Raw genomic sequence first — 25,348 nt, 5'->3', positions numbered from 1 at the left:
CATGGTTTGTGGGCTTTCCATGAGCCTCTGTCACGAGGCGCTGCTGGACCCTGCGATATCCTATGGACGTGATCAATGGCTGGATTCAGCGGGGAGTGGGAAGTCGTGCATCTCGTCGCTCAGCGGCTGTGGTTAAGCAGGCCGGATGGTCTCTGCGCTGTTTTCCGATGGGCAGGGCTTACTGCCCATCCAGGCTAGACAGATTTTGCGGACCGGTTACCGACATTGCTGTCGCTTTACAGGCGGGGTCGAGGTCCAAGCTGGACCTCGACTTTTGGCGCTCCGTGTCGGCGGCGAGCGGTTTGGACCTGGGCGGAAACGCTGAGGGCGTTGATGTTGTCGAACGCGTCAGTCGAGACCGGCCATCAGCTTGTCCAGGGTGACGGGCAGATCGCGAACACGAATACCCGTTGCGTTATAGACTGCGTTTGCAACGGCTGCGCCAACCCCTGTTATACCGATTTCACCGATGCCGCGAGCGCCCATAGGCGCCTGCGGGTCGGGCTTGTTGGTGTAGAGGATTTCAATAGGCGGTACGTCCATCTGCACCGGCACATGATAATCCGCCAGGGAGGCGTTCACGATGCGTCCAGTCCTCTCATCGAAATAGGTTTCTTCGGTCAGGGCAAGCCCGATGCCCATTATGATGCCGCCTTTGAACTGGCTGGTCGCCATTTTGGGATTGAGGATCTGCCCGGCGTCGAAGGAACCCAGGAAGCGGGAGATGCGCGTCTCGCCGGTGAGTGCGCTGACGCGCACCTCGCAGAACTGCGCGCCATAGGAGTGCATTGAAAAAGCTTCCATTTCGGCTGGCGCTGGTGCCTCTGCCTCGCAGACGAGTTCTTCTCGACCCGCCCTCTGGAGGATGGATTGGTAGCTCTCAAACCGGCTGCTATCGCTCACATGCGATAGCCCACCATCTCTCGCCTCGACTTCAGGAAGCGACAGCCCCGCAAGGGGAGAGTCATTCCCGGCAAGCTTGATCAGCTCTTCCATGAAGACCTCGGTTGCGGCAATGATTGCCCCGCCTATGGAGGCGGTCTGAGTGGAGCCTCCGGCGATCACGCCTCTCGGCAGTCTGCTGTCGCCATACTCGAACGTGACATGCTCGAGCGGCAGGCCCAGTCTTGCCGCCAGGTGCTGCACCTGAGCCGTGGCGGTGCCCATACCCATGTCATGAACGGCCGTCGACACGGTAACATGGCCGTCTGCTGTCAGCTTGATCCGTGCCGCACCGCCGGGAAAGCGGTGGTAAGGATAGGTCGCGGTGGCGCATCCCATGCCGATAAGCCACTCGCCTTCACGTCTTTGACGTGGTGTCCGGCTCCTTTTATCCCAGCCGAATTGCTCTGCTCCCTTGTCGTAAGCTTCGATGAGATAGCGCGACGAGAAAGGCTTGCCGGTCGTCGGGTCCTTTTCCGGCTCGATCCGCCGGCGCAGCTCGATGGGATCCAGTTCCAATTTCTCCGCGAGTTCATCCAGTGCACATTCAAGTGCGAAAGTCCCGACGGACTCGCCCGGGGCACGCATGAACGTATTTGCCAGCATGTCCAGATCGGCGACATCCTGACCGATGCGGAACGTTCTGGCGCCATAGAGATGGCGGGCTGGAAAGGTGAATTGTTCCGGACAGGAATTGTGCGTCGTCATCGCCGCGGTTCCGGTGTGGATCAACGCATTAAGTGTTCCATCGGTCCTGGCACCCAAGGCCACGCGCTGTTCGGTTACGGTGCGACCGCCGATGATCCTGAAGACACCCTCCCGCGACAGCATGATGCGCACGGGGCGCCCCGCAAGTTTGGCTGCCGCGCAAGCCAGGATCTGATGATCCCAGAAACATTTCCCACCAAAGCCACCGCCGACATAGGGCGAGGTTACATGGACCTTGCTGATATCGAGCCCGAATATATCCGCGAGCTGGCCTGTGGTGAGGTCTAGCAGCTGGCTCGCGTCATGAACGCGCAGCTCATCATCGTTCCAGACGATCGTTGCTGCATGCAGTTCTATGGCATTGTGATTGTGGCGTGGTGTTCTGTAGATGAGATCGACCTTCACCTCCGAATTTGCAAGCGCGGCTTCCGCGTCACCGATTTCAACAAATGGAGGCTGACCAAGCAGGTTTTCGAGCTGCCTGGGCGATTTCTTGGCTTCATCGAAGGACGTGACCGCCGGCAGCAGTTCATACTTTGCCGTGACCAACGATGCAGCGTAATCCGCCTGTTCCTGCGTTTCGGCCAGAACCAGAGCGATCGGCTGACCGTTCCAGTGGATTTCGTCGTTTTGCATGACGGGAAGATTGCTCGCCCCGGCGGCTGTCGGAGACGACATCATCAGCGACGGCGCCTTCATCCTCGGTGCGTTTCTGTAGGTCATGACAAGAATGACGCCGGGCGCGGCCTCCGCTGCACTCACATTCAGCTCGGAGATGCGACCGCGGGCAATGGTGCTGAAAGCGAGCGCCGCATAGCTGATGTTGTCATAGGGAAACTCCGCCGCAAATCGCGTCCTGCCCTGAACCTTCATGGGACCTTCGATGCGCGATATGGATTGCCCGAGGGCGCCATGTTTGCGCAGCAGCGGATCTTTCGTGACGGCAGGTTGCCAGCGACCTTGTCTGCCCGCTTCCGGCAGCGTGTGGGTATCAGCGCTCATGCGTTTTCTCCCTTCAGTTCTTCCAGAACGGCGACAATAGTGCGTTTTGCCAGTTCGATCTTGAAAGCATTGTCTCGCAGACCGACAGCGTCCGCGAGTTCGGCCTCCGCCGCAGCGCGGAAACTCTTCGCGTTTGCCGGCTGGCCTTTAAGATGCGATTCAGCCGTGAGAGCGCGCCACGGCTTGTGCGCGACGCCGCCGAGCGCCAGCCTCACGTCGTTCACGTTACCTGCGCTATCGACATCAAGCGCCGCGGCGACGGAAACGAGAGCGAAGGCGTAACTCGCACGGTCCCTGACCTTTCGGTAAGCGGATCTTTTTGCAAAAGGCAGCGCTGGGATTTCGACGGCCGTGATGAGCTCGTCCGGATGAAGTACCGTTTCTATCTGGGGTGTGTCGTCCGGCAAACGGTGAAGATCGCGCAGCGGCAGGCTGCGCGTGCCGGATGGCCCCTCAAGGTGCACCATTGCATCCAGTGCGACGAGCGCAACGCACATGTCGGAAGGATGGGTCGCGATGCAGCTTTGAGATGCCCCAAGGATTGCGTGATAGCGGTTGAAACCTTCCAGCGCGTCGCAGCCCGAACCCGGTTCACGCTTGTTGCAATGGGCGGCATTGTCATAGAAATACCGACACCGGGTGCGTTGGAGGATATTGCCTCCGACCGTCGCGACGTTTCGAATCTGCGCGCTTGCTCCTGCCAGGATGGCCCGGGAGAGAGCCGGGAATTGGGTCCGCACCGTGCCATGGGCCGCGAGCGCCGTGTTCTTCACCCCCGCTCCGATCAGCAGGCTGCCATCGGTCCGCTGTTCGATGCTGCTCGATAGCCTCGTGACATCGATCAGCGTTTCCGGTCTTTCGACCGTCTCGCGCATGAGATCGACAAGATTGGTGCCGCCGCCCAGATATTTCGCCGCCGGCCCGGCCTGTTTGAGTGCGATCGCCGACCCAGCATCAGATGCCTGGTGATACGAAAAGATATTCATGCCCGTGCCCTCTCATCGGTTGGGACCGCCGTCTGCTGCACCAGCGTTTCAGATATGGCTTCAACGATGCCGTTATAGGCTCCGCAGCGACAGAGATTGCCGCTCATGCGTTCGCGAATCTCGGTGTCGTCGACGGCGATGCTGTCGCTCGAAAGATCGGCAGTCACGACGCTCGGAATGTTTCGTTCAATTTCTCCCGCCATGCCCACGGCGGAACAGAGTTGGCCGGGTGTGCAATAGCCGCATTGAAAGCCGTCATGCTCTATGAAGGCTTTTTGCAGGGGATGAAGGTTGCCGTTTGCGGCGAGGCCCTCGACAGTCGTGATGTTACGGCCCTGATACTGGACCGCGAGCGCGAGACAGGAATTGATGCGCTCGCCATCCACCAGAACGGTGCATGCGCCGCATGCGCCTTGATCACACCCTTTCTTGGTGCCGGTAAATCCCAGATAGTTGCGCATGAGATCAAGCAGCGAAGTGCGGATGTCTGCCTCGACCTCCACTGCCGTTCCGTTGATGTTAAATCGCATTGGACATCTCCCTCGTCTGAAGGCCCGCGCTGGAGGCTCTCTCGCGGCACCCATGGAACTCACGGTAATGGTTTGCCTGTGACCAGCCGTCGGCTTGTTGATGCGACGGTCTTCTGCTCTAGCTGTTTGTTACGTTGAACTGTCGCGACGCTGCGATGTCGGCGATGACCGACAGCGCCAGTGACTGAGCGTCTCTTGCCCGCCCGAAAACGCCGATCGGAGCCTTGATCCGGGCGATTGACTCATCCGAATGACCCCTCTGGCGCAATCGCTCGACGCGTTTCTCATGAGTGCGGGAACTGCCGAGTGCGCCAATGAAAAAAGGCGATGCGCGCAGAGCGGCCTCAAGTATCGGGATTTCCCGATCCAGGTCATGCTGGAGAACTGCGACGGCCGTGTCGGGATCAATCAACGATGCATCGATGTTGGTTCCCGGCGAATCCTCAAGGAGAACAACGTCGTATCCCGCAGCTCTCGCGACGCTGACGGCGTTTTCCACTTCGAGCGAGCGCCCGGAAAAAACCGTCCGTACTTTTGGCCGGTAGTGGGTGACGAAGACATCGCCATCCCAGCCGGTCGGCTTGCTCTGGAGGCCGGGCGAAAGTTGCTCGAGACCCGGTGAATAACAAAGCGATGCGCATCGCCGGCAATCGACCTGCATGTTGGTGGAACAGAGCGGTTCAACGTTCTTGACTAGATGAATCGCAACCGTAATGCCGCCTCCGCAGGGCAGCACGATATCGAAGAACGGCGAGCCTTCGCCCAGCATGACGAAGCGATCATGGCCGCTCTTCATCGCTTGCAAGGCTTCGGCGGCGATAGCCGCTTCCGTGCATCCGCCAGAAACATATCCGCAGTACCTGCCATCCTCAGCGACCGCCATATGCGCGCCAAGCGGCCGCGACGAGCCTCCGCGTATTTCCACCAAGGTGCACAGCGCCACCTCAAGCCCTGCCTCCATGGTCTCGATGGCAAAGTTCAGGACGTCGTAGGCCCTGTCAGTGGAAAAAGCCTGCTGCGGTGTTGACAAGATTGAGGCATCGGCACTGCGACGCAACCAATCTGCGGGATTATCGTTATGTCTGATGCTATCGGCCGATCGTGTCATAAGTGCCTCCTGCATTGTGACATCAGAATGAGCGACAGACGGTTAAGTTCCTCAGGAACTCCGGAGTTGTCGGGAGCTCATCAGCGCCAATCGTTGATTTCGGCATGACATCCGCCTCATATCTGATTTAAAGAAGCGAATGGCGCACCCATAAACGGAGGCGCCTCCGTTTAACTTAGTGGCTTGCAGTTGTCCGTCAAGCTATTTTTTAATGGAGCGGCCTTTCACGTGCCCAAGGAGCAAACGCCTCCGGTTGAACCGGCCCCTTTGCGTGCAGACGCCCGGCGAAATCGGGAAAAGCTGATTGAAGTCGCGGCGCTGGCATTTTCAGAGCAGGGCGCGGCGGCTTCGCTGGAAGATATTGCCAGGCGTGCAGGCGTTGGCATAGGGACGCTGTACCGGCACTTCCCGACGCGCGAACATCTGGTGGAGAGCGTCTATCGGCGCGAGCTGGAAATTCTTGCGACGGCCGCGCGCGACCTGATCCGGGAAGAAGAGCCCGCGAAAGCCGTTGAAGAATGGATGAACCGGTTTGTTAGCTACATGGCGGCAAAAAGGGGCATGGCCAACAGTCTGAAACTCCTGTTCACCTCCAACTCCGCCCTTTTTGCAGAGGGCTCGAAGCTGTTGCATACGGCGTTCGAGGAGTTACTCGACAATGCGGTCAAGGCTGATGCCGTGAAGGGAGACATCGCGGGTGCGGATGTCCTGAACGCGCTCTTTGGCATCTATTCCATACCGGAAGGGCCGGATTGGCGTGACCGCGCGCACAGGATCGTCCGGCTGGTCATGGATGGGCTGCGGCGTTAGTCAGGTATCCAGATCATACAGGAAGTGTCGCCTCGTGCCTGCAATCTTGGCGGATAGACACCCTCCACGCTGTTCGGGTGCTCGTGGCCGTGACGCATTCACTCTCCGACAACGGCTCCCTCGCGCCGGGGATCGGCGCTGCCGGCCAACCCCTTGGGGGTCATCTCAATGGCATGCAAACCGGAATTCATTTCACCCGGTTTTACCTCGTAACCCAGCGCCTTGAGCGATCCCACCAGATCTTCTGCGCTGGTGCCGGCCTCGACATCGTATGTGCCGAACCGGTTGATGAGATGTGGCTGGGCGACGATCGCCTCAACAGGCATGCCCCAGTCAATGTAGGCGATCAGCGCCTGTGCCACATAGCCGATGATCTGGCTTCCGCCGGGTGAACCAATGGCGAGCAGGGGTCTTCCATCCTTCATCACGATAGTCGGGGCCATCGACGAGCGCGGCCGTTTACCGGGCTCAACGCGGTTGGCGACCGGCAGGCCGCCGTCGTGAGTCTTGAACGAGAAGTCTGTCAACTCGTTATTGAGCAGGAAACCATTCGTCATCAGACGCGAGCCAAAGCCGTTTTCGATTGTCGTCGTCATCGAGACCACATTGCCGTCCTTGTCGGCAATGACAAAATGGCTCGTGGAGGGCAACTCGAGCGCGGCATCCCGGCCCAAAAGGAGCGCGTGGTCCCATTCAGGCTCGCCGGCCTTGACGGCATCCTTGGCCAACGCCTTGTCGCCATCGAGCAGCTTTGCCCTTTCGCTTAGGTAGCTCTTGTCCAGCAGGCCCTTGATCGGCAGGGGGACGAAATCCGCGTCAGCGACATAACGCTCGCGGTCGGCAAAGGCGAGGCGTTGCGCATCGCCGATAATGCGCCAGCTTTCGACATTCTTCGGCCCCAGGCTCTTCAGGTCGAAATTCTCCGACAGGCCGAGTATTTGACCGACGGCGACGGCACCCGAAGACGGCGGTCCCATCCCGCACACATCAAGAGCGCGATAATTGAAGCAGACCGGTGTGCGCTCGATCACACGATAGTTGGACAGGTCGGTCAGCGACAAGACGCCCGGATTGTCGGCGGCTTCGCGCACCGTCTTGACGATCGCCTCGGCGATTGTCCCCTTGTAAAAAGCGTCGGCACCGCCTTTGGCAAGCACGGCAAGCGTTTCCGCATAGGCCGGATTCGTCAACACGGCACCGGTTTGCAGGGCGGCCCCTGAGGCGTCGAAGAAATATGACCGGGCTTCTGCATATTTCTTCAGCCGGTCGCCCTCCGAAGCGATGAGGGAGGCAAGACGCGGTGATACCTTGAACCCCTCGGTCGCCAGCTTTTCGGCGGGCTTCAGAAGGCTCGCCCATTCCGCTTTTCCATACCGTTTATGGGCTTCCTCCAGAAGTCGCACCGTTCCCGGCGTGCCAACGGAACGGCCGCCAATGACTGCGTCCAGGAATTTAAGCGGCTGACCTTTATCATCCAGAAAGAGCTTCGGCGTAGCTTCCCGGGGCGCCGTCTCGCGGCCGTCCAACGTCGTCAACTTGCCGCTTTTTGCATCGTAATAAACCAGGAAGGCACCGCCTCCGAGACCGGAGCTCTGCGGTTCGACAAGGCCCAGCACGGTCTGCACCGCCACCATCGCATCTATGGCGTTTCCGCCCGCGGCGATCACGTCGCGTCCCGCCTCAGCCGCCAGCGGATTGGCCGCGGCGACCATGAAGCTCTTTGACTCGACACGTCTGGCAGTTGCAGCTCCCGTCGCTTTTTCGGGCGCGACAGTGTCAGAGGCCTGCTGCGCGGAGGCAATTGCGGTGGAAAGCACCAAGGCGAGGACAGTTCCACCAAGAAATCTCGTTTTCATTCGCTTGTCCTCCAGAGCGGCGCACCGCGTTAACATGAGAAGGGCATCCAGCTGAGCTGGCAGGCCGGTGAATCCCTTAACGGCCGAGGCAGGGATGGTTGTCCGGACTTTCTCTTCGCTCTCGGAAAGAGCCGGCCTCTGCCCGTGACGCCATTCAGTGACGAACCGTGGCGCCGCTCTATTCCTGCACTATGATGACTGTTTCGGCCTGTGTCCATCATGCCGGAAGGTGACACATCCGTTGAGGGCGCGTCATGGAGCCTCCGCCGCCAGCATTATCGCGGTGGTGATTTGCCTGGTTGTCAGTTGTCTTGCGTGGTCGGTCCGCTGCCGGACAATCTCATTTTCATCTCGGTCCCAGGTCAATCCTCGAGAAGAATGGCGTCGCTCAGGAGCTCCCGTTTAAGCAATGCCTCCAACCAGTCTATGAAGACCTGCAAACGATGGGAGAGGTGCTGCCTGTGTGGATAGAGCAGCGCCAAGGGCAGGGATTGAGCCCTGTAATCCGGCATCACCTCGACAAGGGCGCCGTTTTGCAAGTGATCTCGGACGTCGTAGGCGGGTATCTGGATAAGACCCATTCCTGCCAGACAACATGCAATATAGGCTTCTGCGCTGTTGACCGTCACGCGGGCACGCATGGACATCGAGCGAACGGTGTCGTTTTCCAGCCATTCCCAGCTTTCAATTCTCCCCGTGGAAGGAGATGCATAGTTAATAGCCCAATGTTGCGACAGATCGCCCGGGGCGAAAGGTTTGCCATGCACGGCAAAATAGGCTGGGCTGCCGACGTTGATGAGTGGCAGCCTGCCTATCTGTCGCGCGATCAAACCGGAGTCGGTCAAGGCACCGACCCGCAAAACGCAATCCACACTCTCTTCAATGAGATTGACTGCGCGGTCGGTAACCCCCAGCTCGATATCGATCAAAGGGAATCGACGAAGGAAATCCGGCAAGGCCGGCGCGATTATCAACCGGCCGATCCGGCCCGGAACGTCGATCCTCAGCCTGCCCGATGGCCGTGAGATGGTTTGTCGGAAGATGTTCTCGGTGTCCTCGACATCCGAGACAATCCGCTGGCACCTCTCGTAAAAAGCCAACCCATCCTGCGTTGCTGAAACCTTGCGGGTGGTCCGGTGCAGCAGGCGGGCGCCGACCCGCGCCTCCAGTTCCAGAACGGCAGCCGAAACCGTAGACCGTGGCAGGCCGAGTGTGTCTGCTGCACGTGTAAAGCTTGAGCACTCCACAACGCGGGTGAACACACGAAAGAGGTCGATGCGATCCACAAGAGCCTCAGATTGTGCGGGTTTTCAAACAAGTGAAACCAGAATGGATGACTTTATCACGAAAATCCAGACGATACTCTGGTTGGCGACGGCGGGCGCAGATGCGGCTGCCCATCTGCAAAAGGAGGCCATCCATGACCGATCACAGCATCAAGGGTAAAAGCGTCATCATCGCCGGGGGCGCCAAGAATTTGGGCGGGCTGATAGCACGCGATCTCGCCTCACACGGCGCAAAAGCAATCGCGATCCATTATAACAGCGCTGCCACCAAAGGGGAGGCGGATGCAACAGTGGCCGCAGTCAAGGCGGCCGGTGCCGAGGCAGTGGCATTGCAAGCCGACCTGACAACGGCGGGCGCCGTCGAAAAGCTGTTCGGCGAGGCTGTCGCTGCCATCGGCCGCCCTGACATTGCAATCAACACGGTGGGTAAGGTCCTTAAGAAGCCAATCCTGGAGATATCTGAAGCCGAATATGATGAAATGAGTGCCGTCAACGCGAAAACCGCATTCTTCTTCATCAAGGAAGCCGGCAGGCACCTTAATGACAACGGCAAGCTGGTAACGCTGGTGACCTCATTGCTCGGCGCTTTCACACCTTTCTATGCGAGCTATGCCGGCACCAAGGCGCCGGTCGAGCATTTCACCCGCGCAGCCTCGAAGGAGTTCGGTGAGCGCGGCATCTCAGTCACGGCGATCGGGCCCGGCCCGATGGACACCCCGTTCTTCTATCCCGCCGAGGGAGCGGATGCCGTCGCCTACCACAAGACCGCGGCGGCGCTCTCAGGTTTCTCCAAGACGGGACTTACCGACATCGAGGATATCGTCCCCTACATCCGGTTTATGGTCTCGGATGGTTGGTGGATGACGGGTCAGACCATTCTCGTCAACGGCGGCTATACGACCAAGTAACGGCTGGGGGAACGGGCTTCAGGGCCCGTTCCCCTGCGGGGCATGAAAGGTTGGCATCATGCATATGATGTTGGTGATTCTGGGCGGCATTGCCCTGTTCGGTGTATTCTGCCTGTTCGGCTGGCTGTGGGGCGAGGACTCGGCAAGTGTGGCTGTCGCCGCGAAAGCTTTCATTCCCCTCTGGCTTGCGATGGCGCTGGTCAACCTGTGGGTGGGCGTGACCAAAGCGGGTTACACGGTGATGCAGGAACTGCCCATCTTCATGATTGTCGTCACAATACCGGCTGCAATAGCTGCGATCGCTGTATGGCAAATCGCAAGGGGGGCCTGACACGCGGCGGTACATGACGGCCGGTTCCGCGCATGATTCCTATCTTGCGAATGGCTGGTGCGGGGCAACGAGGCCCGTTCATTTTGTTAAGTACGAATTCAGCCCGAGCGCGACCCGGACAGCAGCCCGAAGGCGAGGATCGCGTTGTTTGGAGATACGGGCGCCGCATTGGACCATCGGTAGGGTACGGCAAACTGGGTGACAGGCCGGCGCAGGCGATCGGGATCGGTCGCTTGGATGGAGATATGTCGGTCCATGATTGAGGTACAATCAGCCATGATGACTTTCGGCTGATATCGACGGTCGGACACAGGAAACACGCCGGAAGTGCGACAGACTCTTTGCTCTCACGAGAAAGTTCGATAGGCTGCGTCTATTGATCCTCAGGTGGAGATCGTCGCCCTGGACAAGGTTAACACGCTCGCAGTTCCCGTATCCAGCCTCCTCGACACAGTGGACTGGGCATCAGGGCCACTTGGCCCGAAATCGGAATGGCCTGCCTGTCTGCATGCCGCCATCGGCATCATGCTTCCCTCACAGGCGCAGATCGTGATGTTCTGGGGACCGGAGTTTGTCGCGTTCTACAACGACGCCTACGCGCCAACCATAGGCAACAAACACCCACACGCATTCGGCAGACCCGCCCGAGAATACTGGAACGAACTCTGGGATGACCTCGAGCCGCTGCTGAAGCGCGTCCTCGGAAAGGGAGAAACGGTCGCCGCAAAAGACAGGCCATTTTATATCGAAAGACACGGCTACCCCGAAACGGTGTACTTCGACATTTCGTATTCTCCGGTGGCGGATCAGGATGGCACCGTGCGTGGTGTGTTCTGCATCGTCAACGAAACGACCGAGCGGGTGAAGGCGGACGCGGCTTTGCGAGAGAGCGAGGAGCGTCTAAGGGCCATCTTCGCGCAGTCGGCCGCTGGCATAGCCCTCGGCGATCTGACCGGAAAACTCCTCAGCGTGAACGATCATTTCTGTCGGATCGTCGGTCGGCCGAGGGACGAGCTGATCGGCATACGCATGCAGGAGATTACGTTTGCCGACGATCTTCCCGAAAACCAGCGCCTGTTCCAGCACATGGTTCAGACCGGCGAAAGCTTTGAGATAGAAAAGCGCTACGTCCGGGGTGACGGAAATCTGGTATGGGTCGCGAACTCGGTCTCCGCAATCCGCGATGACGGGGGAAACATGTCGCAAGCTGTCGCCATTTCGGTCGATATCGGCGAGAGACGACACGCGCAGGAGATCGAGAAACACCTCGCGTCGATGATCGCCTCTTCCAACGACGCGATTATGGGCATCGATCTCGATATGAAGATCACCAGCTGGAACGCAGCTGCGGAAAAGCTCTATGGTTATTCGCAAGATGAAGTCGTCGGCCGGTCGGTGCTGATGTTGGTTCCGGATGGGAGGCAGGAAGAGGAGCCGAGGATCCTCACGGAGGTCAAGGCAGGCCGTTTCGTTGAACCCTACGAGACGCAGCGTCGTCGAAAGGACGGGCGGCTTGTCGAGGTGCTTCTCAGCGTGTCGCCGATCCGCGACGCCAACGGACGTGTTATAGGCGCCTCCAAGACGGCGCATGACATCACCGCCCGCAAGGATGCAGAGCGCCTGAAATCCATTCTCGTCAATGAACTCCATCATCGCGTCAAGAACGTCCTTGCGACTGTGACGGCAATTGCGAGACAAACGCTTGGTCGCGACAAGGCAAACCACGAGGAGGTGGAAGCCTTCACCAGCAGATTGGCGTCGCTGAGCAGAGCGCAGGACCTGCTGGTGCACGCCGATTGGCAGCACGCAGATCTCAAGGCCGTCATGCAGCAGGCCTTGTCACCTTATCCCGTCGACGCCTTTCAGATTGGCGGGCCTAGCGTTCCCTTGCCGCCGAGAGCGGTCGTGTCACTTTCCCTTGCTCTTCACGAACTGGCGACCAACGCGGCAAAATACGGTGCACTGTCCGCGCCTGGCGGCCAGGTATCCATCTCGTGGCAATTCGAGCCTCTTGCAGACAACCGCCTGCGGATTGTGTGGGAGGAGCGAGGGGGGCCGGAGGTTGCTCCGCCCCGGCGCAGGGGTTTCGGTTCGACCCTCATCGAGCGGCTTCTGTCCGCCGAATTGAAGGGCGAGACGAAATTCGTCTACGAGAAGAGCGGTGTGATCTGCGTCATTGAGGCGGAAATGTCGAAGGATGATGGTGGCACGGCGTAATGAGGCCGAAGAGCGCGGATTGGCTTATGATCGGGGCCCCGCCCGAGACGGGCGGGACTCCTCTGCAGATATGAAGGGCTATCTCCTGTAGGCGAGTCCGCCCCAGATTCTTCCTTCATCCCTATGTCGACCACCGTGAACAGCGCCGATGTAAGCTGCTGCAGAGGACACGATTGCTGAAGCCGCCAATAAAAACGCGGTCAGAATGCCGGTGATTCGTGCTTTCTCCGCAACGTCAGCCGCCTGCCTCTTGGCATCCTCCAGCGCTTTCTCTGCCTGCGCCTTCATTTCGTCGACGCGCTTTTGGGCCTCATCGACTTTTTGCTGCGCTTCCGTCCGTACGGCCTGCACCCGCTCCACCGTCTGATTGACCCTGTTCTGGGCATCGGTCTGGCTGATGCCGGTACGCGTAGCAATCTGTGTCGTGAGCCAGTTTCTGTCAGCGTCGGAAATTTCGCCTGTCGACAGCAGATTTCCCAGGATGCCGCTTATTTGCCGTTGGTAGTCACCGACGGTTTGATCGGCCTGCGGCGACGCTGCCTGTCCATCCGTTCGCAACAGCGTATCAGTAAAATAATCGAGCGGATTGGCCCTGAGGCCCTGCGGAAGCATCTGCTCGATGCTGGGCGCTGCTGCCTGCCCGGCCCCTTGCGCGATACCGCCAGCGGCACTGCCGGCTCCCGAAACGATTCCCCCGGCGACCTGTCCGACGCCTTGCGCCGCTCCACCAACCGCCGTTCCGGTTGCCTCAATTGCTGTCTGGGCGGCGCTTCCAACAGCTCTTGCACCACCTGAAATAACGCCCAGGGCCAGGAATGCCGAGACGACCGTTCCAATCCCCCAAACCACCAGCCCATTCAGGCCGTCACGAACGGTCAATTCGTTTCGGTCCGCCTGCCCTGCGGGTCTGCGCATCCGGCCGGTGATGTAACCGCCCAGCATGTAAGAGCCGACCATGGAAATGACTACGAAGAGGCCGGTTATGATCAGCCAGACTGAACTGATCTCACCGCCATTGTCGGCCGAGATTGAACTCAGTCCCAATCCGCTGGCAAACGCGGTGAGAACCGCCATTGCCCCGGAGGCAATAAACGCTCCGGCAAAAATGGCAGGCCAGTCGACGTAGCTCCGATTGGCGTCAGTAACGATTGGATCAATCATTAGCGTAACCCCAACAGTGAGAGAATGAACAGGACGACCACGACCAGCCCGACTAGGTAAATGATAGAGTTCACGGTATCTCCTCCGAAAGGGGGCAGATTCTCCGCATGGCGGATGACTGCATGCTGTGGGAAATGCGAGCTTCATTGCTCGTGAACCAAACTCGTCGCGCTCAAAAAAGTTTCACCCCCGATCGCCGTCGCCGGCAAAACCGGATTCAAGACGGATTCCCTGTCTGCGATGTGTCTTATCTCGCGTCGCCGGCCTCTAAAGAACCTTCGACAGTTAGACCCATTGACGGCGGCGTCTGACGAGGCGCGGTCCCGGTGTTGTGCGATAGCTGAAGCAAGTGTTCGCAAGACCCACCGGCCAGGGCTTTACGCGACGCAAAGCAATCATTCTTGCTGGAACATCCGAGAGAGGCGCGGGTTAGATGCTGATCAAGGAGGCTTCGATGAACCAAAATACCTTTCAACAACATGGCAGTTCTGTTCCCGCGGCATCAGAGGGCAACGGACAGCCGAACCCCGCGGGTGTCCAGCCGCAAATCTCCGACGCTCCCCTCGTTGACGCGGCGCTTGCAGAGGTAGCGGAGCGCGATGACAGCCTTGCAGCGCAATTGAGCGATGAGATAAACGCACTGCGCGCCGAGATCGACAGTTTGAAAGTCCGTGCTGGCGAAAACGCTTCACGGGCTTTGGTGTCTGTAAATGCGGTTGCCCGGATCAATCGCCGCGCCGCACGCCGCGCGATCGGCAGAAGTCCTTGGGCTTCACTTTGCCTGGCCGCGGGTGTGGGTTACGTGTTGGGCTGCAGCACGTTGCGAAAAGACGGATGGCGGTGGCGGTAAAATCGAGAACGGCCGCAGCAGCGCGGCGTTTCGCTTCAGATACGGCGGATCACCCTTGCCAGTCCTGGATTCTGCAGCCATGCTGGACACGGAATTGCGTCTTTCTTTTCCAGCGGCAGCATGACAATACCATGGCTGGAGACGGCCCACTGGGGCATCAACCCCACCGGGCGGTGCCGACAGCAATGACCGGACCGGTTGCCTGACCGGTCGGTGAACCACCGAATGGTTCGACACTGATCGCGAAAGTCGTACCTTCCTTTATATTGCCACGCATGTCGGCGGGAATGACGAGGTCGCCATTCGTGCCGGGCTGGAAAACGCCGAGCGAGCGGGTCTTGCCGCCGTCCATGACGAGCCACAGTTCCAGTGACTTTTCGTCCGTCTTTCCGGTCGCCACGGGAACGATACGCATTCGGCCCGATTCCGCGTCGTAGGACGCGAGGAGATTGACCTGACTGTCGGTTGTCGCAAGCTCGGCCACAAGCGGGCTTGTGCCGTCCCGTTGTTCCGGGAACGCGGCATAAACGACGGCAGCCACGGCGGTTGCGCTGGTGGCCACGGATATCCAGCGCCAGAAAGATGCGGAGTTCCACAAGGTGCCATTCGTGTTGACCGCTCTGCTGCCGAACAGACGCTCTTGAATACGGGCAAGAATAGCGGCGCTGGGCGTCTCTTCCTGGTAATCGGCGTTAAAGTCTGAAAACTCGGTCTCCCAGCGCTGCACCAGTTGCGCGAAGACCCTGTCCTCCTGGATACGCTGTTCCACTTCGCGGCGCTTTTCAAGCGGCAGGACACCGAGCACATATTCGCCTGCGAGTATTTCATCGCGCGAGTGCATTCCGCCGCTGTGGTCGCCCGTCGTCATCGCTGCATGCACTCTCTGAGTTTGATAAGACTGCGCCGCAGCCAGGTTCTAACCGTATTCAGTGGCACCCGTAATTCGTCGGCGAGTTCGAGATAGCTCAGACCCTCGACATAGGCCCGGCGTATTGCCTGTGCGTGCACAGTTTCAAGTTCCCGCATGCAGTCGTCGATCCTGCGACCTTCATCCGCCAGAACAACATGCTGTTCAGGATCGCGAACGCTTTCGTCGACGAGGTCATATGCCTCGTCAATGTCATCGCCAGCAGGTCTGCGGGCGCGAATCGTGTCTATGGCGTGGTTGCGCGCGATGGTGGCGAGCCATGTCGCCGGTTTGCCGGCACTAGCGGCAAATGTGCGGGCGCGCTGCCACACCTTGATATAAATTTCCTGCAGCGCCTCCTCGGCGTCCGTTCTGTCCCGCAGGATTTTCAGGCAGATCGCAAAAAGCTTCGGGCTTGTTGCCTGGTAAAGCGAGACGAATGCTGAACGATCACCCATGCCGACGCGGTGGATAAGGCTTGCGATCTCTGTGCCCTGCATTCGAACCTTCCTTGCTATTCTTCCTTTATAAGATCGTCTTTCGAAGGAAGACAAGAGATGCTTGGGAAGTTCGTTCCGGACACACCCTGTGATCATCGGGCGTAGGCAGCAGGAGGTGACGGTCATCATGGCCAGCCCGCCGAGTTTTCCAACGGGCCAATGATGCGTACCGTGACAAGAAAGCCGATGACGGCCGCTGCCGCGGAGACGAAGGTGCCCCACAGAAGATCGGCGATGGTCAGGGTTGTCGACCAGCTTTTCAGCGTCGCCTGATTGGTCAGATCGTATGTGGCGTAAGCCATGAAGCCGACGGCAGCGCCGTAAAGCAGCGCCGTGCTCCATTGTCCCGAAATAAGTGCCGGACGCACGGCGAGAAAAGTGAGGCCGGCGGCGTAGATGAGATAAAAGATGATTGCCGGAGCGAGACGGAAATTTTCCGCCAGAAGATCGCCGATGGCCGGTCGATAAAGTCGTGACGCCATGGTGCTCAACCAGATGAAATCGATCACCAGAAAGGCAACCAGGGTGAAGAAATAGGCGGCAAGATATGTCTTCATCGATTTTTTCCTTTGCCATTGATCAGGCGACTTTTTGGTCTGGTTGACGAGAGAGGGAGGATCTCGGGACGTGGCTAGTCGATCCTGGTCCAGCTTATGCCCTTGCACAGCAGACCGGCGATGATGCAGCCTTTCGTAGTCATGTTGTTGCCTGCCACCGTCACCGTTATCTTGTAGGATTTATCCCGCTGCGGGTCGAAGGCCGTGCCGGTGTAATTGCCCGTCTCGCCCGGCCTGATGTCCATGATCAGGCGGTCGCCGGTCTTTTCTTTCTGCGTGCCGGGTTTGATCCATGTGTTTGTCGCACATATTTTCTCGCCGCAGGGAGCGATCAGCACTTTCGCCTTGCCGTCGCCCCGCGCCCAGTTACCGTTGATATCGGCTGCGGTCGCACTCGTTCCCACCAGCACCGGAAACAGGGCGGATGCAATTGCCAATCCAAGGATCTTCATCGTGGTTCTCCGTTTTTTAGTCCCGCCTCATCCGTGTTCTATTGTGTACAGGCCGACATTAATGGTTCCCTCGGCAAAACCTGCTTCGCAATAGCAGAGGTAATAGTCCCACATCCGCCGAAAGCGCTCGTCGAAGCCGAGCAGGGAAATAGTCTGCCACCGCGCATGGAAACGCTGGCGCCATTCCGCCAGTGTGAGCGCATAGGACTGGCCGAAAAGCTCCTTTTCCGTGAGTTTGAGGCCGGCTTCCGCCACGGCTTTTTCCAGAGCTGAATCGGAGGGCAGGAAACCGCCAGGAAAGACGTATTTCTGAATGAAATCGGCCTTGCGCCGATAGGTATCGAAGCGGTTTTCTTCAATGGATATGATTTGCAGCACCGCCCGACCGCCGGGTTTCAGGCAGCGCTTCAGCGTCCCGAAATAGCTTGGCCAATAGGCTTCGCCGACAGCTTCAAACATTTCCACGGAGACGATGTTGTCGAATTGACCTTTGACGTCGCGGTAGTCCTGCAGCTTCAGTTTGATCCGGTCAGCCCTGTCTGCTTTTTCCGCAGCATTTTCCGCCCAGCGCAACTGGGAGGGCGACAGGGTGATGCCGGTCACGTTGGCATTGTGCTGCGTGGCGAGGTGAATGGCGAGCGCGCCCCAGCCGCAGCCGATTTCCAGCACATCCTTGTTGCCGGTCAACTGCAACTTTTCCGCAATACGCTCGAGCTTCTTCTGCTGCGCTGCCTCGAGGGTTGGTGTCGTCAGGTCGAAAATTGCCGAGGAGTAAAGCATCGAGGGATCGAGCCATTGCCGGTAAAACTCGTTGCCGAGATCGTAGTGCGCCTCGATGTTGCGGCGGCTGCCACGTCTGGTATTGGCGTTCAGCCCGTGCGCAAGCCGGTTGATGAGGCGCATGGGCAGGCTGCCGCGCATTGATTTCGTAAAAGCATCACGATTTTGCGCGGCGAAACGGATAAGCGCGGTCAGGTCCGGTGTGGACCAGTCGTTCTCAATGAAGCCTTCCGCAAAGCCAATATCACCATTGACGAACAGACGGCGGATTGCCCGCCAGTTATGCAGAACGAGAATGGCGTCAATGCCTTCCGATGTCCCCGATTTTTCGATGGTTCCGCCGCCGGGAAGGGTGATGCGCAGCCGGCCGCGGTGAATATTGTTCAGCAGCCGGGTGATGAGCCAAGTGCCGAGGCCCATACGGCCGCTGACGCGGGTGTTCTGCACCGGTAGTTCCGAGAGATTGTCAAACGGGGTCATGAATTCTGGCCTCGATTTGCGACGATGAAGGGTGAACGAAGGATATTGGCTGTGCGGGTGGCGGCGGGCGCTTTCTCAGTCCCACCCCTTTCAGCCAGATTTTCAGCGCTTCCCAGTGAATGCCGAGAACGACTTTCAGGGTCAGGAAAGGAATGGTGACAAAGGCTCTCAGCAAGGCTCGATCGGTCAGTTCGATCCTTCGGGCAAGATGCCGGGCGGTCAGGACGGCGCCATCTTCGTCGAATGTTTCAATGACGATCTTCAGCCTCTCCCCAGGCGGGATGATGCGGAAAACATAGTGAAGGTCCATGTCCATGAAGGGCGAGACATAAAAAGCCTTGTCACAGCGCTGTACGATCTCCGCGCCCATGCCGGCCTCTACGGGGATCAGATAGGAATGCCGTTGGCCGAAAGTGTTGTCCACTTCCCAGAGGATGGCTTTGAGTTCCATGTCGCGGCCATGGCAGAAGAACACGCTGAGCGGATTAAAGGACCAGCCAAGCAAACGCGGCATGGTAAGCAGGCGCACCGGCCCTCCATCCGCTGTTATGCCCGCCGCCGTCATTGCCGCATCTATCTGCTGGCGCAGCCCGAGCACGCTGCCGTTGCCTCGGTCCCTGCGATGAAATGAAAACAGGTTGAACCGGTCCACCGAGAAAAACCGCAATTTCCGGTCCAGCGTCTCCAACTCATCGAGATCGAGAAACAGCGAATAGATCCGATAGTCCAGTCTGTGGGTTTTCGGCTTGAACCGGGCGTGGGTGACATGGCCCGGGAAAAGCGCAGAGACGAGGGGAGGCTTCATGCCATCGCCTCCATGGATCGCGTGTCCCTGGCGATAGTCTCCAAATCGAGGCGGATGATCCGGCCGCTGTGATCCGCCACCTTCCATGGGCGGGACAGGCCACCGAGATCTTCAGCGACGGCAAGCCCGGCCTGGAGGCCGTCTTCATGAAAACCGGAACCGAAATAGGCGCCGCAGAACCAGGTGTTTCGCAAGCCCTGCAAGGCCCATAGTTCCTGACGCATCTGTTCGGTTCCGGCGTCAAAGACGGGGTGGTGATAGGTTTCTTCGGCGATGATCTTTCCTTGATGCGGTTCCCGCACCGGGTTCAAGGTCACGAAAATATCCTCGGCTTCGCCGAGCGGCTGGAGCCGGTTCATCCAGTATGTGATGCTGGGCTGGCCCGCCTCGGTGCGCGTGTCGGCCACATAATTCCAGCTTGACCAGGCGGCGCGGCGGCGCGGCATGAAGGTGTTGTCAGTGTGAAGCACGGCCCGGTTTCGCGTATAGCCAAAGGCACCGAGAATGCGCTTTTCGACACGTGTCGAATCGGCCAGCAAGTCCAGCGCCTGATCCGCATGCGTCGCGATGACCACGTCATCGAAGCGGGCAATTTCGCCCTGCGCAGTTGTAATTTCGACGCCGTGCGGGAGGCGGCGAATACGCGTCACTGGCGTTGACAGGCGAATTCTGTCTGCAAACGGTGCCGTGAGGCGTTTTACATATTCGCGCGAGCCACCAACGACGGTGCGCCAGACCGGCCGGTTGCGCAGCAACAGCAAACCGTGATTGCGGCAGAACTTGATGAAATGCGCCGCCGGATAACGGCCCACTTCCATGGCCGGTGTGGACCATATGGCCGCAGCCATCGGGTAGAGATGATCGTTGCGGAACGCAGCGCCATAGCGATTACGCGTCAGATAATCGTCGAGGGACATGTCAGCCATCGAGTGCAGGTCACGCGGAGCGTTGCGATAAAATCGCAGGAGGTCCGCAAGCATCGACCAGAAGCGGGGTTTTAGAGCATTTCTCTTCTGTGCGAGCAGGCCAAACCCGTTTCCGCCGGAATATTCAAAGCCGCCATTATCAAGGGAAACAGCGAACGACATGTTCGAGGCTGCGGTCGGCACGTTCAGCTTTCGAAAAAGCGCGGTCAGATTGGGGTATGTCCAGTCGTTATAGACAATGAAACCCGTATCGACATGGATCGGGCCATTCTTCGTATCGACTGTCACCGTGTTGCTGTGGCCTCCGACGCGGTCTGCCGCCTCGAAGACCGTGACGTCGTGCCTTTGCGACAAGAGCCAGGCTGCTGACAGACCGGAAATTCCCGTTCCCACTATCGCGATGCGGCGCCGGTTGTCTCGTCGCATTGTTTCGGTGTCGGTCATCGATCCTCGCTATCGCATTGTAGAAATTGTCTTTGGACAGCGCAGATACGAGGCAGCCGTCTGATAAGTTTCAACGGCAGGCGTTTTTTCGAATTTTTTTTCGAACCCTGAAACTCTTTTGCTGGTTAGGCCGTATTTGCCATCACGAAACCCGGCCTCGATCGATTCAAAGTGGTGAGCGAAGTAGTGATGTTTTCCGTGATCCTGACGCTTGCCATTCTGATGTCGCTGCTGATGGCAGGAGCCTGGGCATTACAGAGAGCGACCGGTTCAAGCGGCTGGATCGACACCGTTTGGTCGGCAAGCGTCGGGCTCGGCGGCATCTTGGCTGTGTTGCTGGCGGAGGGCGATGGCGGGCGGCGCAGTATCGTATTCTGTCTCGTTGTCGTATGGTCCCTGCGGCTTGCCGGACACATTGGCCTGCGCACGCGGGGCGGCGGGGAAGATCCGCGTTATGCAAAACTCATGGAGCAATGGGGCGAAACCGGCCCCCGGCGGCTTTTCTTCTTCCTGCAAATACAGGCGGTTGCCGCCTTCGTGCTTGTTTTGGCTGTTTATCTGGCCGCCAGCAACGACCGGATTTTCCCGCGCACCATAGATCTTCTCGCCACCATGGTTGCGCTTGTTGCACTGGCAGGTGAAGCGCTCTCGGACGCCCAGCTGTCGAAATTCAGGAAAACCCCCGAAGCGAAAACCGGGATATGTGAAACCGGTCTCTGGCGTTATTCACGCCATCCCAATTATTTCTTCGAATGGCTTTTCTGGTGCAGCTTGCCGCTGCTGGCCCTTCAGGCGCACGGCTTGTCCTGGGCGTCGCTTGCCGCGCCCGTCATGATGTACTGGCTGCTCGTCCATGTCTCCGGCATTCCGCCGCTTGAAGAGCACATGCTGAAATCGCGCGGAGAAAAATTCCGTGCCCTGCAACGCCGCGTCAACGCCTTCTTTCCGGGGCCGCGCAAAAACGAGGAAACGCCATGAATATGCTCGCCTTTGCCATCAATGCCGCAGAACGCGCGGCGCTCAACGACGGTGTTACACTCGCCGGAATAGATATGCTCTGCGCAAGAACGAAACGGCGGCTCGCAAAAATACCGCCAGATGCCGAGGCGGCTTTTGCGGCGGATATGGCGAAATTCCCCGTCGCCAGCCATACCGACGAGGCGAACAGGCAACACTATGAAGTCCCCGCTGAGTTTTTCGCATTGGTTCTCGGAGCCCAGCGGAAATATTCCTGCTGCTATTATCCCGATAACCAGACAAGCCTCGATGAAGCGGAGACAGCTGCTCTCGCCGAGACGGTAGACCATGCCGAGTTGGAGGACGGCATGGACATTCTCGAACTTGGCTGCGGCTGGGGTTCGCTGTCGCTTTATATGGCAGCGCGTTTTCCCAACGCGCGGATCACGTCTGTCTCCAATTCCGCATCGCAACGGGAATCCATTCTTGGCCGCGCGCGTGAGCGCGGGCTGTCCAATCTTTCCGTGGTGACCGCAGACATGAACGATTTTGCGACCGGCGATCACTTTGATCGCATCGTATCGGTCGAAATGTTCGAACATATGTCGAATTGGCAGGTGCTCTTCGAACGCGTTCGTGCCTGGCTGAAACCTGAAGGCAAGTTTTTCCTCCATGTCTTCAACCACCGCAGCCGATCCTATCGTTTCGACCACAACAACCCCGCGGACTGGATTGCCCGGCATTTTTTCACCGGCGGCATCATGCCCGCTTTTGATCTTCCCCATCGCTTCAGCGAGGTTCTTACCGTCGAAAGGGAATGGCACTGGCCGGGATCGCATTACCGCCGCACGGCTCTCGCCTGGCTTGAGAATTTCGATCGGGAAATCGGCCACATCAGGCCGATCCTGCAGCAGGTTTATGGTGCTGACGCGCGGTTATGGGAACGCCGCTGGCGCCTGTTTTTTCTCGCAACGGCCGGGCTGTTTGGTCACGAGGACGGTAACGTCTGGGGTGTGGGTCATTATCTCATGAAGCCCGCTGTTGTTGCCGAAACCTGAGGTGGGCGTGGCCGACGGCGAAACAATTTCGCGTAAGCAAACGTTTACATCCGTAGAATAATGGCTAGGCTGGCCGCGTTTTGAGCACGCCGTCGATCACAGAGCGGCTGGAGAAAGTCATGAGTTCAGTCACGCCGAAGCTGGATAGTTGCGGCGCCGAGCCCATCCACATTCCCGGCGCTATCCAGCAACATGGCGCACTCTTCGTGCTGTCCGCGCGTCAGTTGGCGGTCGTGCAGGCGAGCGATAACCTGCAGGACTTTCTTGATGCGCCTCTACCGATAGGCGTGATTCCAGACCGGGAAACATTGCCGTTCTTCGAGGCATTACCGGCCTGGTATTCCGGTGACGACAGCAGCTTCAGATATGTCTGGGCCGAAAAAAAACTCGATGTCTCGGCGCATCGGTCGGGAAGCGTGATCATCGTCGAGCTTGAGAGAACAGGCCCGGGCGACTCCGCCGAAGCGCTGATGAGCGAGTTGACAGGCCTCGCTCAATATCTCAACAGCACGCCGTCGCTGAGTGACGCACTGTCTCGAGTTGCACAGCTTGTTTCCTCGATCAGCGGTTACGACCGGACCCTCATTTATGACTTCGGTCCCGACTGGAGCGGTCATGTCGTGGCGGAAGCTGGAGGCGGGGCGTTGCCTTCATATATCGGGCTTCGCTTCCCGGCGGACGACATCCCGCCGCAGGCGCGCAAGCTTTATACGGTCAACCGTCTGCGTATGATCCCGGACGTCGATTATAGGCCCGTGCCTGTCATGCCGCAGGTCAACTCGGAAACGGGCGCAGTGCTCGATATGAGCCTTTCACAGCTTCGCAGCGTTTCGCCCGTTCATCTGGAATACATGCGCAACATGGCAACGGCGGCCTCGATGTCGGTGTCAATCATCGTCAATGGCAAGTTGTGGGGGCTGATCGCATGCCATCACGCCGCCCCCCACTCCGTCTCGCTCGCCGTGCGGGAAGCCTGCGATTTCGCCGCCCAGCTCCTTTCGATGCGGATCGCAATGGAGCAAAGTTCTCAGGATGCTTCGCGCCGGCTGGAACTTGGTCATGTCCAGGCTCGCCTGCTCAAGCGGATGGCGGCGGCACAAAGATGGGTTGATGGCCTCCTGGGCGGGGAGAGCGAAAAGGCGGATCTGCTGGAGCAGGTGGGGGCTGAGGGAGCGGCACTGCTTTTTGGCGATGAATATCATCTCGTGGGCAAGACCCCCTCGCAGGAGCAGGTCGAAGGATTGATCCGCTGGCTCGGCGAACGCGAGGTCGCAGACCTATTTGCCACAGACAATCTTGCCGGCGATTATCCCGCTGCTGCGGCATTTGCGTCCGTGGCGAGCGGGATCATCGCGATGCGGGTTTCGGAATTGCACGGAAGCTGGCTGATCTGGTTTCGGCCGGAAGTCGTAAAGACGGTGCGCTGGGGCGGGGATCCGCACAAGACAGTGCATGAGAGCGGGCGCATTCATCCGCGCAAATCGTTCGAAACCTGGAAAGAGCAGGTGCGAAACACAGCCTCACCGTGGTCAGCGCCCGAGCTTGCAGCGGCGCGGGAGTTGCGTGGCGCCATCATCGGCATAGTACTGCGCAAGGCGGAGGAAATGGCGGATCTGACGAAAGAATTGCAGAGGACCAACAAGGAGCTGGAGGCATTTTCCTACTCGGTTTCGCATGATCTCCGTGCGCCCTTCCGTCATATTGTCGGTTTCGCCCAGCTCTTGCGCGAACGCAGCAACACCCTGGATGAAAAATCGCTCCACTATCTGCAGATGATCTCCGAAGCGGCACTCGGTGCGGGCAGGCTCGTGGATGATCTCCTGAATTTCTCGCAGCTCGGCCGCACCCAAATCACAATGGTGCCGGTTGACATGGAGAAAGTCGTGAACGAGGTTCGCCGCTCCCTCGCTCATTCCATCGCTGATCGGCAGATCGAATGGCAGATCGGCAATCTGCCCGTGTCGCTCGGAGATCCGACCCTGCTTCGGCAGGTGTGGTACAATCTCGTTGACAACGCGATCAAATATTCCCGCCAGAAACCCGTTTCGATTATCACCATTTCCGCGGCAGAAACCGAAGGTGGCGTCACCTACTCGGTCGAGGATAACGGTGTTGGCTTTGACATGGCCTATTACAGCAAGCTTTTTGGTGTATTCCAGAGATTGCAGCGGGTAGAGGATTTTGAGGGAACGGGAATTGGACTTGCGCTGGTAAGACGAATTGTTGAACGCCACCACGGTTCGGTCAGCGCAAAGGGAACTGTCGGAGAGGGAGCCACGTTCTCCTTCACATTGCCGGTTACGAAAGTTGAAGAGGAAAAAATTGCCTGAACTCAGACCTATTCTCCTCGTGGAGGATAATCCACGCGATCTGGAATTGACGCTAACTGCGCTGGAAAAATGTCAATTGGCGAACGAGGTCGTCATTGCGCGTGATGGTGCCGAAGCGCTTGATTATCTCAATGCCTCGGGTAGCTTCCACAACCGGCCTGCCGGTGATCCGACCGTGGTTCTTCTTGATCTCAAGCTGCCGAAGGTTGATGGGCTCGAGGTCCTCCAGACCGTTAAGGGCAGCGATCACCTCAAGCATATTCCGGTCGTCATGCTGACCTCCTCCCGTGAAGAACAGGATCTCGTAAAGAGCTACGAACTCGGCGTGAACGCCTTCGTGGTGAAGCCGGTGGAGTTCAATCAGTTTTTTAAGGCGATACAGGATCTTGGCGTGTTCTGGGCCCTGCTGAACGAACCGCCGCCGGGCGCGCGCCGCAATGGTGCGTGAGGCGATGCC

The 25,348-nt window shown here is 58.7% G+C and carries 24 protein-coding genes; 9 read left to right on the top strand and 15 right to left on the bottom strand.

From position 1 onward, the window contains the following. Positions 1-348: 348 nt before the first annotated feature. The 4 genes from HQN82_RS17680 to HQN82_RS17665 form a co-directional block, all read right to left on the bottom strand. On the bottom strand, positions 349-2,652 hold the full coding sequence (locus HQN82_RS17680) for a xanthine dehydrogenase family protein molybdopterin-binding subunit (RefSeq protein WP_173615400.1): 2,304 nt from the start codon (positions 2,650-2,652) through the stop codon (positions 349-351). After that, positions 2,649-3,638 carry an FAD binding domain-containing protein gene (locus HQN82_RS17675; RefSeq protein WP_173615399.1) on the bottom strand — a complete coding sequence of 330 codons (990 nt, stop codon included), beginning with the start codon at positions 3,636-3,638 and terminating at the stop codon, positions 2,649-2,651. The genes HQN82_RS17680 and HQN82_RS17675 overlap by 4 nt, the downstream gene beginning before the upstream one ends. After that, the gene (locus HQN82_RS17670) at positions 3,635-4,168 is read right to left on the bottom strand and encodes a 2Fe-2S iron-sulfur cluster-binding protein (protein ID WP_113381447.1); all 534 of its coding nucleotides are present in this window, start codon (positions 4,166-4,168) and stop codon (positions 3,635-3,637) included. The genes HQN82_RS17675 and HQN82_RS17670 overlap by 4 nt, the downstream gene beginning before the upstream one ends. Before the next feature lie 118 nt (positions 4,169-4,286). Further along, positions 4,287-5,276, bottom strand: a complete 990-nt coding sequence (locus tag HQN82_RS17665; protein WP_173615398.1) for an XdhC family protein — start codon at positions 5,274-5,276, stop codon at positions 4,287-4,289. A 228-nt stretch (positions 5,277-5,504) separates the two neighbouring features. On the opposite strand from HQN82_RS17665, the gene HQN82_RS17660 reads away from it, so the two are divergent. After that, positions 5,505-6,086, top strand: a complete 582-nt coding sequence (locus HQN82_RS17660) for a TetR/AcrR family transcriptional regulator (RefSeq protein ID WP_004445942.1) — start codon at positions 5,505-5,507, stop codon at positions 6,084-6,086. Between the two features lie 98 nt (positions 6,087-6,184). On the opposite strand, the gene ggt is transcribed toward HQN82_RS17660, so the two are convergent. After that, positions 6,185-7,942, bottom strand: a complete 1,758-nt coding sequence (ggt, locus tag HQN82_RS17655) for a gamma-glutamyltransferase (RefSeq protein ID WP_173615397.1) — start codon at positions 7,940-7,942, stop codon at positions 6,185-6,187. Positions 7,943-8,304: 362 nt separating this feature from the next. Then, positions 8,305-9,228 carry a LysR family transcriptional regulator gene (locus tag HQN82_RS17650; RefSeq protein ID WP_173615396.1) on the bottom strand — a complete coding sequence of 308 codons (924 nt, stop codon included), beginning with the start codon at positions 9,226-9,228 and terminating at the stop codon, positions 8,305-8,307. 134 nt (positions 9,229-9,362) lie between these two features. Between HQN82_RS17650 and HQN82_RS17645 the strand changes: the two genes are divergently transcribed. Together HQN82_RS17645 and HQN82_RS17640 are read left to right on the top strand one after the other, a co-directional pair. Next, entirely contained in the window at positions 9,363-10,136 is a 774-nt protein-coding gene (locus HQN82_RS17645) for an SDR family oxidoreductase (protein ID WP_173615395.1), read from the top strand. Between the two features lie 58 nt (positions 10,137-10,194). Next, positions 10,195-10,467: a hypothetical protein gene (locus HQN82_RS17640; RefSeq protein ID WP_173615394.1), complete on the top strand. Its 273-nt coding sequence runs from the start codon at positions 10,195-10,197 to the stop codon at positions 10,465-10,467. 98 nt (positions 10,468-10,565) lie between these two features. Here the strand turns inward: HQN82_RS17640 and HQN82_RS17635 are convergent, their stop codons facing one another. Continuing rightward, on the bottom strand, positions 10,566-10,745 hold the full coding sequence (locus HQN82_RS17635) for a hypothetical protein (protein WP_173615393.1): 180 nt from the start codon (positions 10,743-10,745) through the stop codon (positions 10,566-10,568). A 109-nt stretch (positions 10,746-10,854) separates the two neighbouring features. Between HQN82_RS17635 and HQN82_RS17630 the strand changes: the two genes are divergently transcribed. After that, positions 10,855-12,684: a PAS domain-containing sensor histidine kinase gene (locus HQN82_RS17630; protein ID WP_173615392.1), complete on the top strand. Its 1,830-nt coding sequence runs from the start codon at positions 10,855-10,857 to the stop codon at positions 12,682-12,684. Between the two features lie 78 nt (positions 12,685-12,762). On the opposite strand, the gene HQN82_RS17625 is transcribed toward HQN82_RS17630, so the two are convergent. Next, on the bottom strand, positions 12,763-13,845 hold the full coding sequence (locus HQN82_RS17625) for an ATP synthase subunit B family protein (protein ID WP_173615996.1): 1,083 nt from the start codon (positions 13,843-13,845) through the stop codon (positions 12,763-12,765). A gap of 454 nt (positions 13,846-14,299) precedes the next feature. Here HQN82_RS17625 and HQN82_RS17620 point away from each other — a divergent pair, with 454 nt between their 5' ends. After that, a complete protein-coding gene (locus HQN82_RS17620; RefSeq protein WP_173615391.1) occupies positions 14,300-14,695 on the top strand; it encodes a hypothetical protein in 396 nt (131 codons plus the stop codon). Positions 14,696-14,852: 157 nt separating this feature from the next. Here the strand turns inward: HQN82_RS17620 and HQN82_RS17615 are convergent, their stop codons facing one another. The 7 genes from HQN82_RS17615 to HQN82_RS17585 all read right to left on the bottom strand — a co-directional run bounded on the left by HQN82_RS17615 (position 14,853) and on the right by HQN82_RS17585 (position 20,546). Next, positions 14,853-15,563, bottom strand: coding sequence for an anti-sigma factor (locus HQN82_RS17615; RefSeq protein WP_004445932.1), 711 nt, complete (start codon positions 15,561-15,563; stop codon positions 14,853-14,855). Further along, complete coding sequence (locus tag HQN82_RS17610; RefSeq protein WP_006699861.1) at positions 15,560-16,102, bottom strand: sigma-70 family RNA polymerase sigma factor; 543 nt, start codon at positions 16,100-16,102, stop codon at positions 15,560-15,562. Before HQN82_RS17610 ends, HQN82_RS17615 begins: the two co-directional genes overlap by 4 nt. Before the next feature lie 125 nt (positions 16,103-16,227). Next, the gene (locus HQN82_RS17605; protein WP_173615390.1) at positions 16,228-16,659 is read right to left on the bottom strand and encodes a DUF2177 family protein; all 432 of its coding nucleotides are present in this window, start codon (positions 16,657-16,659) and stop codon (positions 16,228-16,230) included. 74 nt (positions 16,660-16,733) lie between these two features. Beyond that, positions 16,734-17,111: a DUF2147 domain-containing protein gene (locus tag HQN82_RS17600; RefSeq protein ID WP_173615389.1), complete on the bottom strand. Its 378-nt coding sequence runs from the start codon at positions 17,109-17,111 to the stop codon at positions 16,734-16,736. Positions 17,112-17,138: 27 nt separating this feature from the next. Then, positions 17,139-18,371: an SAM-dependent methyltransferase gene (locus HQN82_RS17595; RefSeq protein WP_173615388.1), complete on the bottom strand. Its 1,233-nt coding sequence runs from the start codon at positions 18,369-18,371 to the stop codon at positions 17,139-17,141. Beyond that, positions 18,358-19,176: a DUF1365 domain-containing protein gene (locus tag HQN82_RS17590; protein ID WP_173615387.1), complete on the bottom strand. Its 819-nt coding sequence runs from the start codon at positions 19,174-19,176 to the stop codon at positions 18,358-18,360. Before HQN82_RS17590 ends, HQN82_RS17595 begins: the two co-directional genes overlap by 14 nt. Then, on the bottom strand, positions 19,173-20,546 hold the full coding sequence (locus HQN82_RS17585) for an NAD(P)/FAD-dependent oxidoreductase (RefSeq protein WP_173615386.1): 1,374 nt from the start codon (positions 20,544-20,546) through the stop codon (positions 19,173-19,175). Before HQN82_RS17585 ends, HQN82_RS17590 begins: the two co-directional genes overlap by 4 nt. Positions 20,547-20,735: 189 nt before the next feature. Between HQN82_RS17585 and HQN82_RS17580 the strand changes: the two genes are divergently transcribed. The 4 genes from HQN82_RS17580 to HQN82_RS17565 all read left to right on the top strand — a co-directional run bounded on the left by HQN82_RS17580 (position 20,736) and on the right by HQN82_RS17565 (position 25,339). Further along, the gene (locus HQN82_RS17580; protein WP_044459100.1) at positions 20,736-21,524 is read left to right on the top strand and encodes a DUF1295 domain-containing protein; all 789 of its coding nucleotides are present in this window, start codon (positions 20,736-20,738) and stop codon (positions 21,522-21,524) included. Next, positions 21,521-22,561 (top strand): SAM-dependent methyltransferase, encoded by a 1,041-nt coding sequence (locus HQN82_RS17575; protein ID WP_173615385.1) that lies wholly within the window; start codon positions 21,521-21,523, stop codon positions 22,559-22,561. The genes HQN82_RS17580 and HQN82_RS17575 overlap by 4 nt, the downstream gene beginning before the upstream one ends. A 119-nt stretch (positions 22,562-22,680) precedes the next feature. Next, positions 22,681-24,891: an ATP-binding protein gene (locus HQN82_RS17570; RefSeq protein WP_173615384.1), complete on the top strand. Its 2,211-nt coding sequence runs from the start codon at positions 22,681-22,683 to the stop codon at positions 24,889-24,891. Then, positions 24,884-25,339, top strand: coding sequence for a response regulator (locus tag HQN82_RS17565; RefSeq protein ID WP_037092067.1), 456 nt, complete (start codon positions 24,884-24,886; stop codon positions 25,337-25,339). Before HQN82_RS17570 ends, HQN82_RS17565 begins: the two co-directional genes overlap by 8 nt. Positions 25,340-25,348: the final 9 nt, after the last annotated feature.

Origin of the sequence: Agrobacterium pusense (assembly GCF_013285525.1) — a bacterium.
Lineage (GTDB): Bacteria > Pseudomonadota > Alphaproteobacteria > Rhizobiales > Rhizobiaceae > Agrobacterium > Agrobacterium pusense.
Note: the sequence above shows the minus strand (reverse complement) of the source record. Positions and strands in the feature narration are given on the sequence as shown.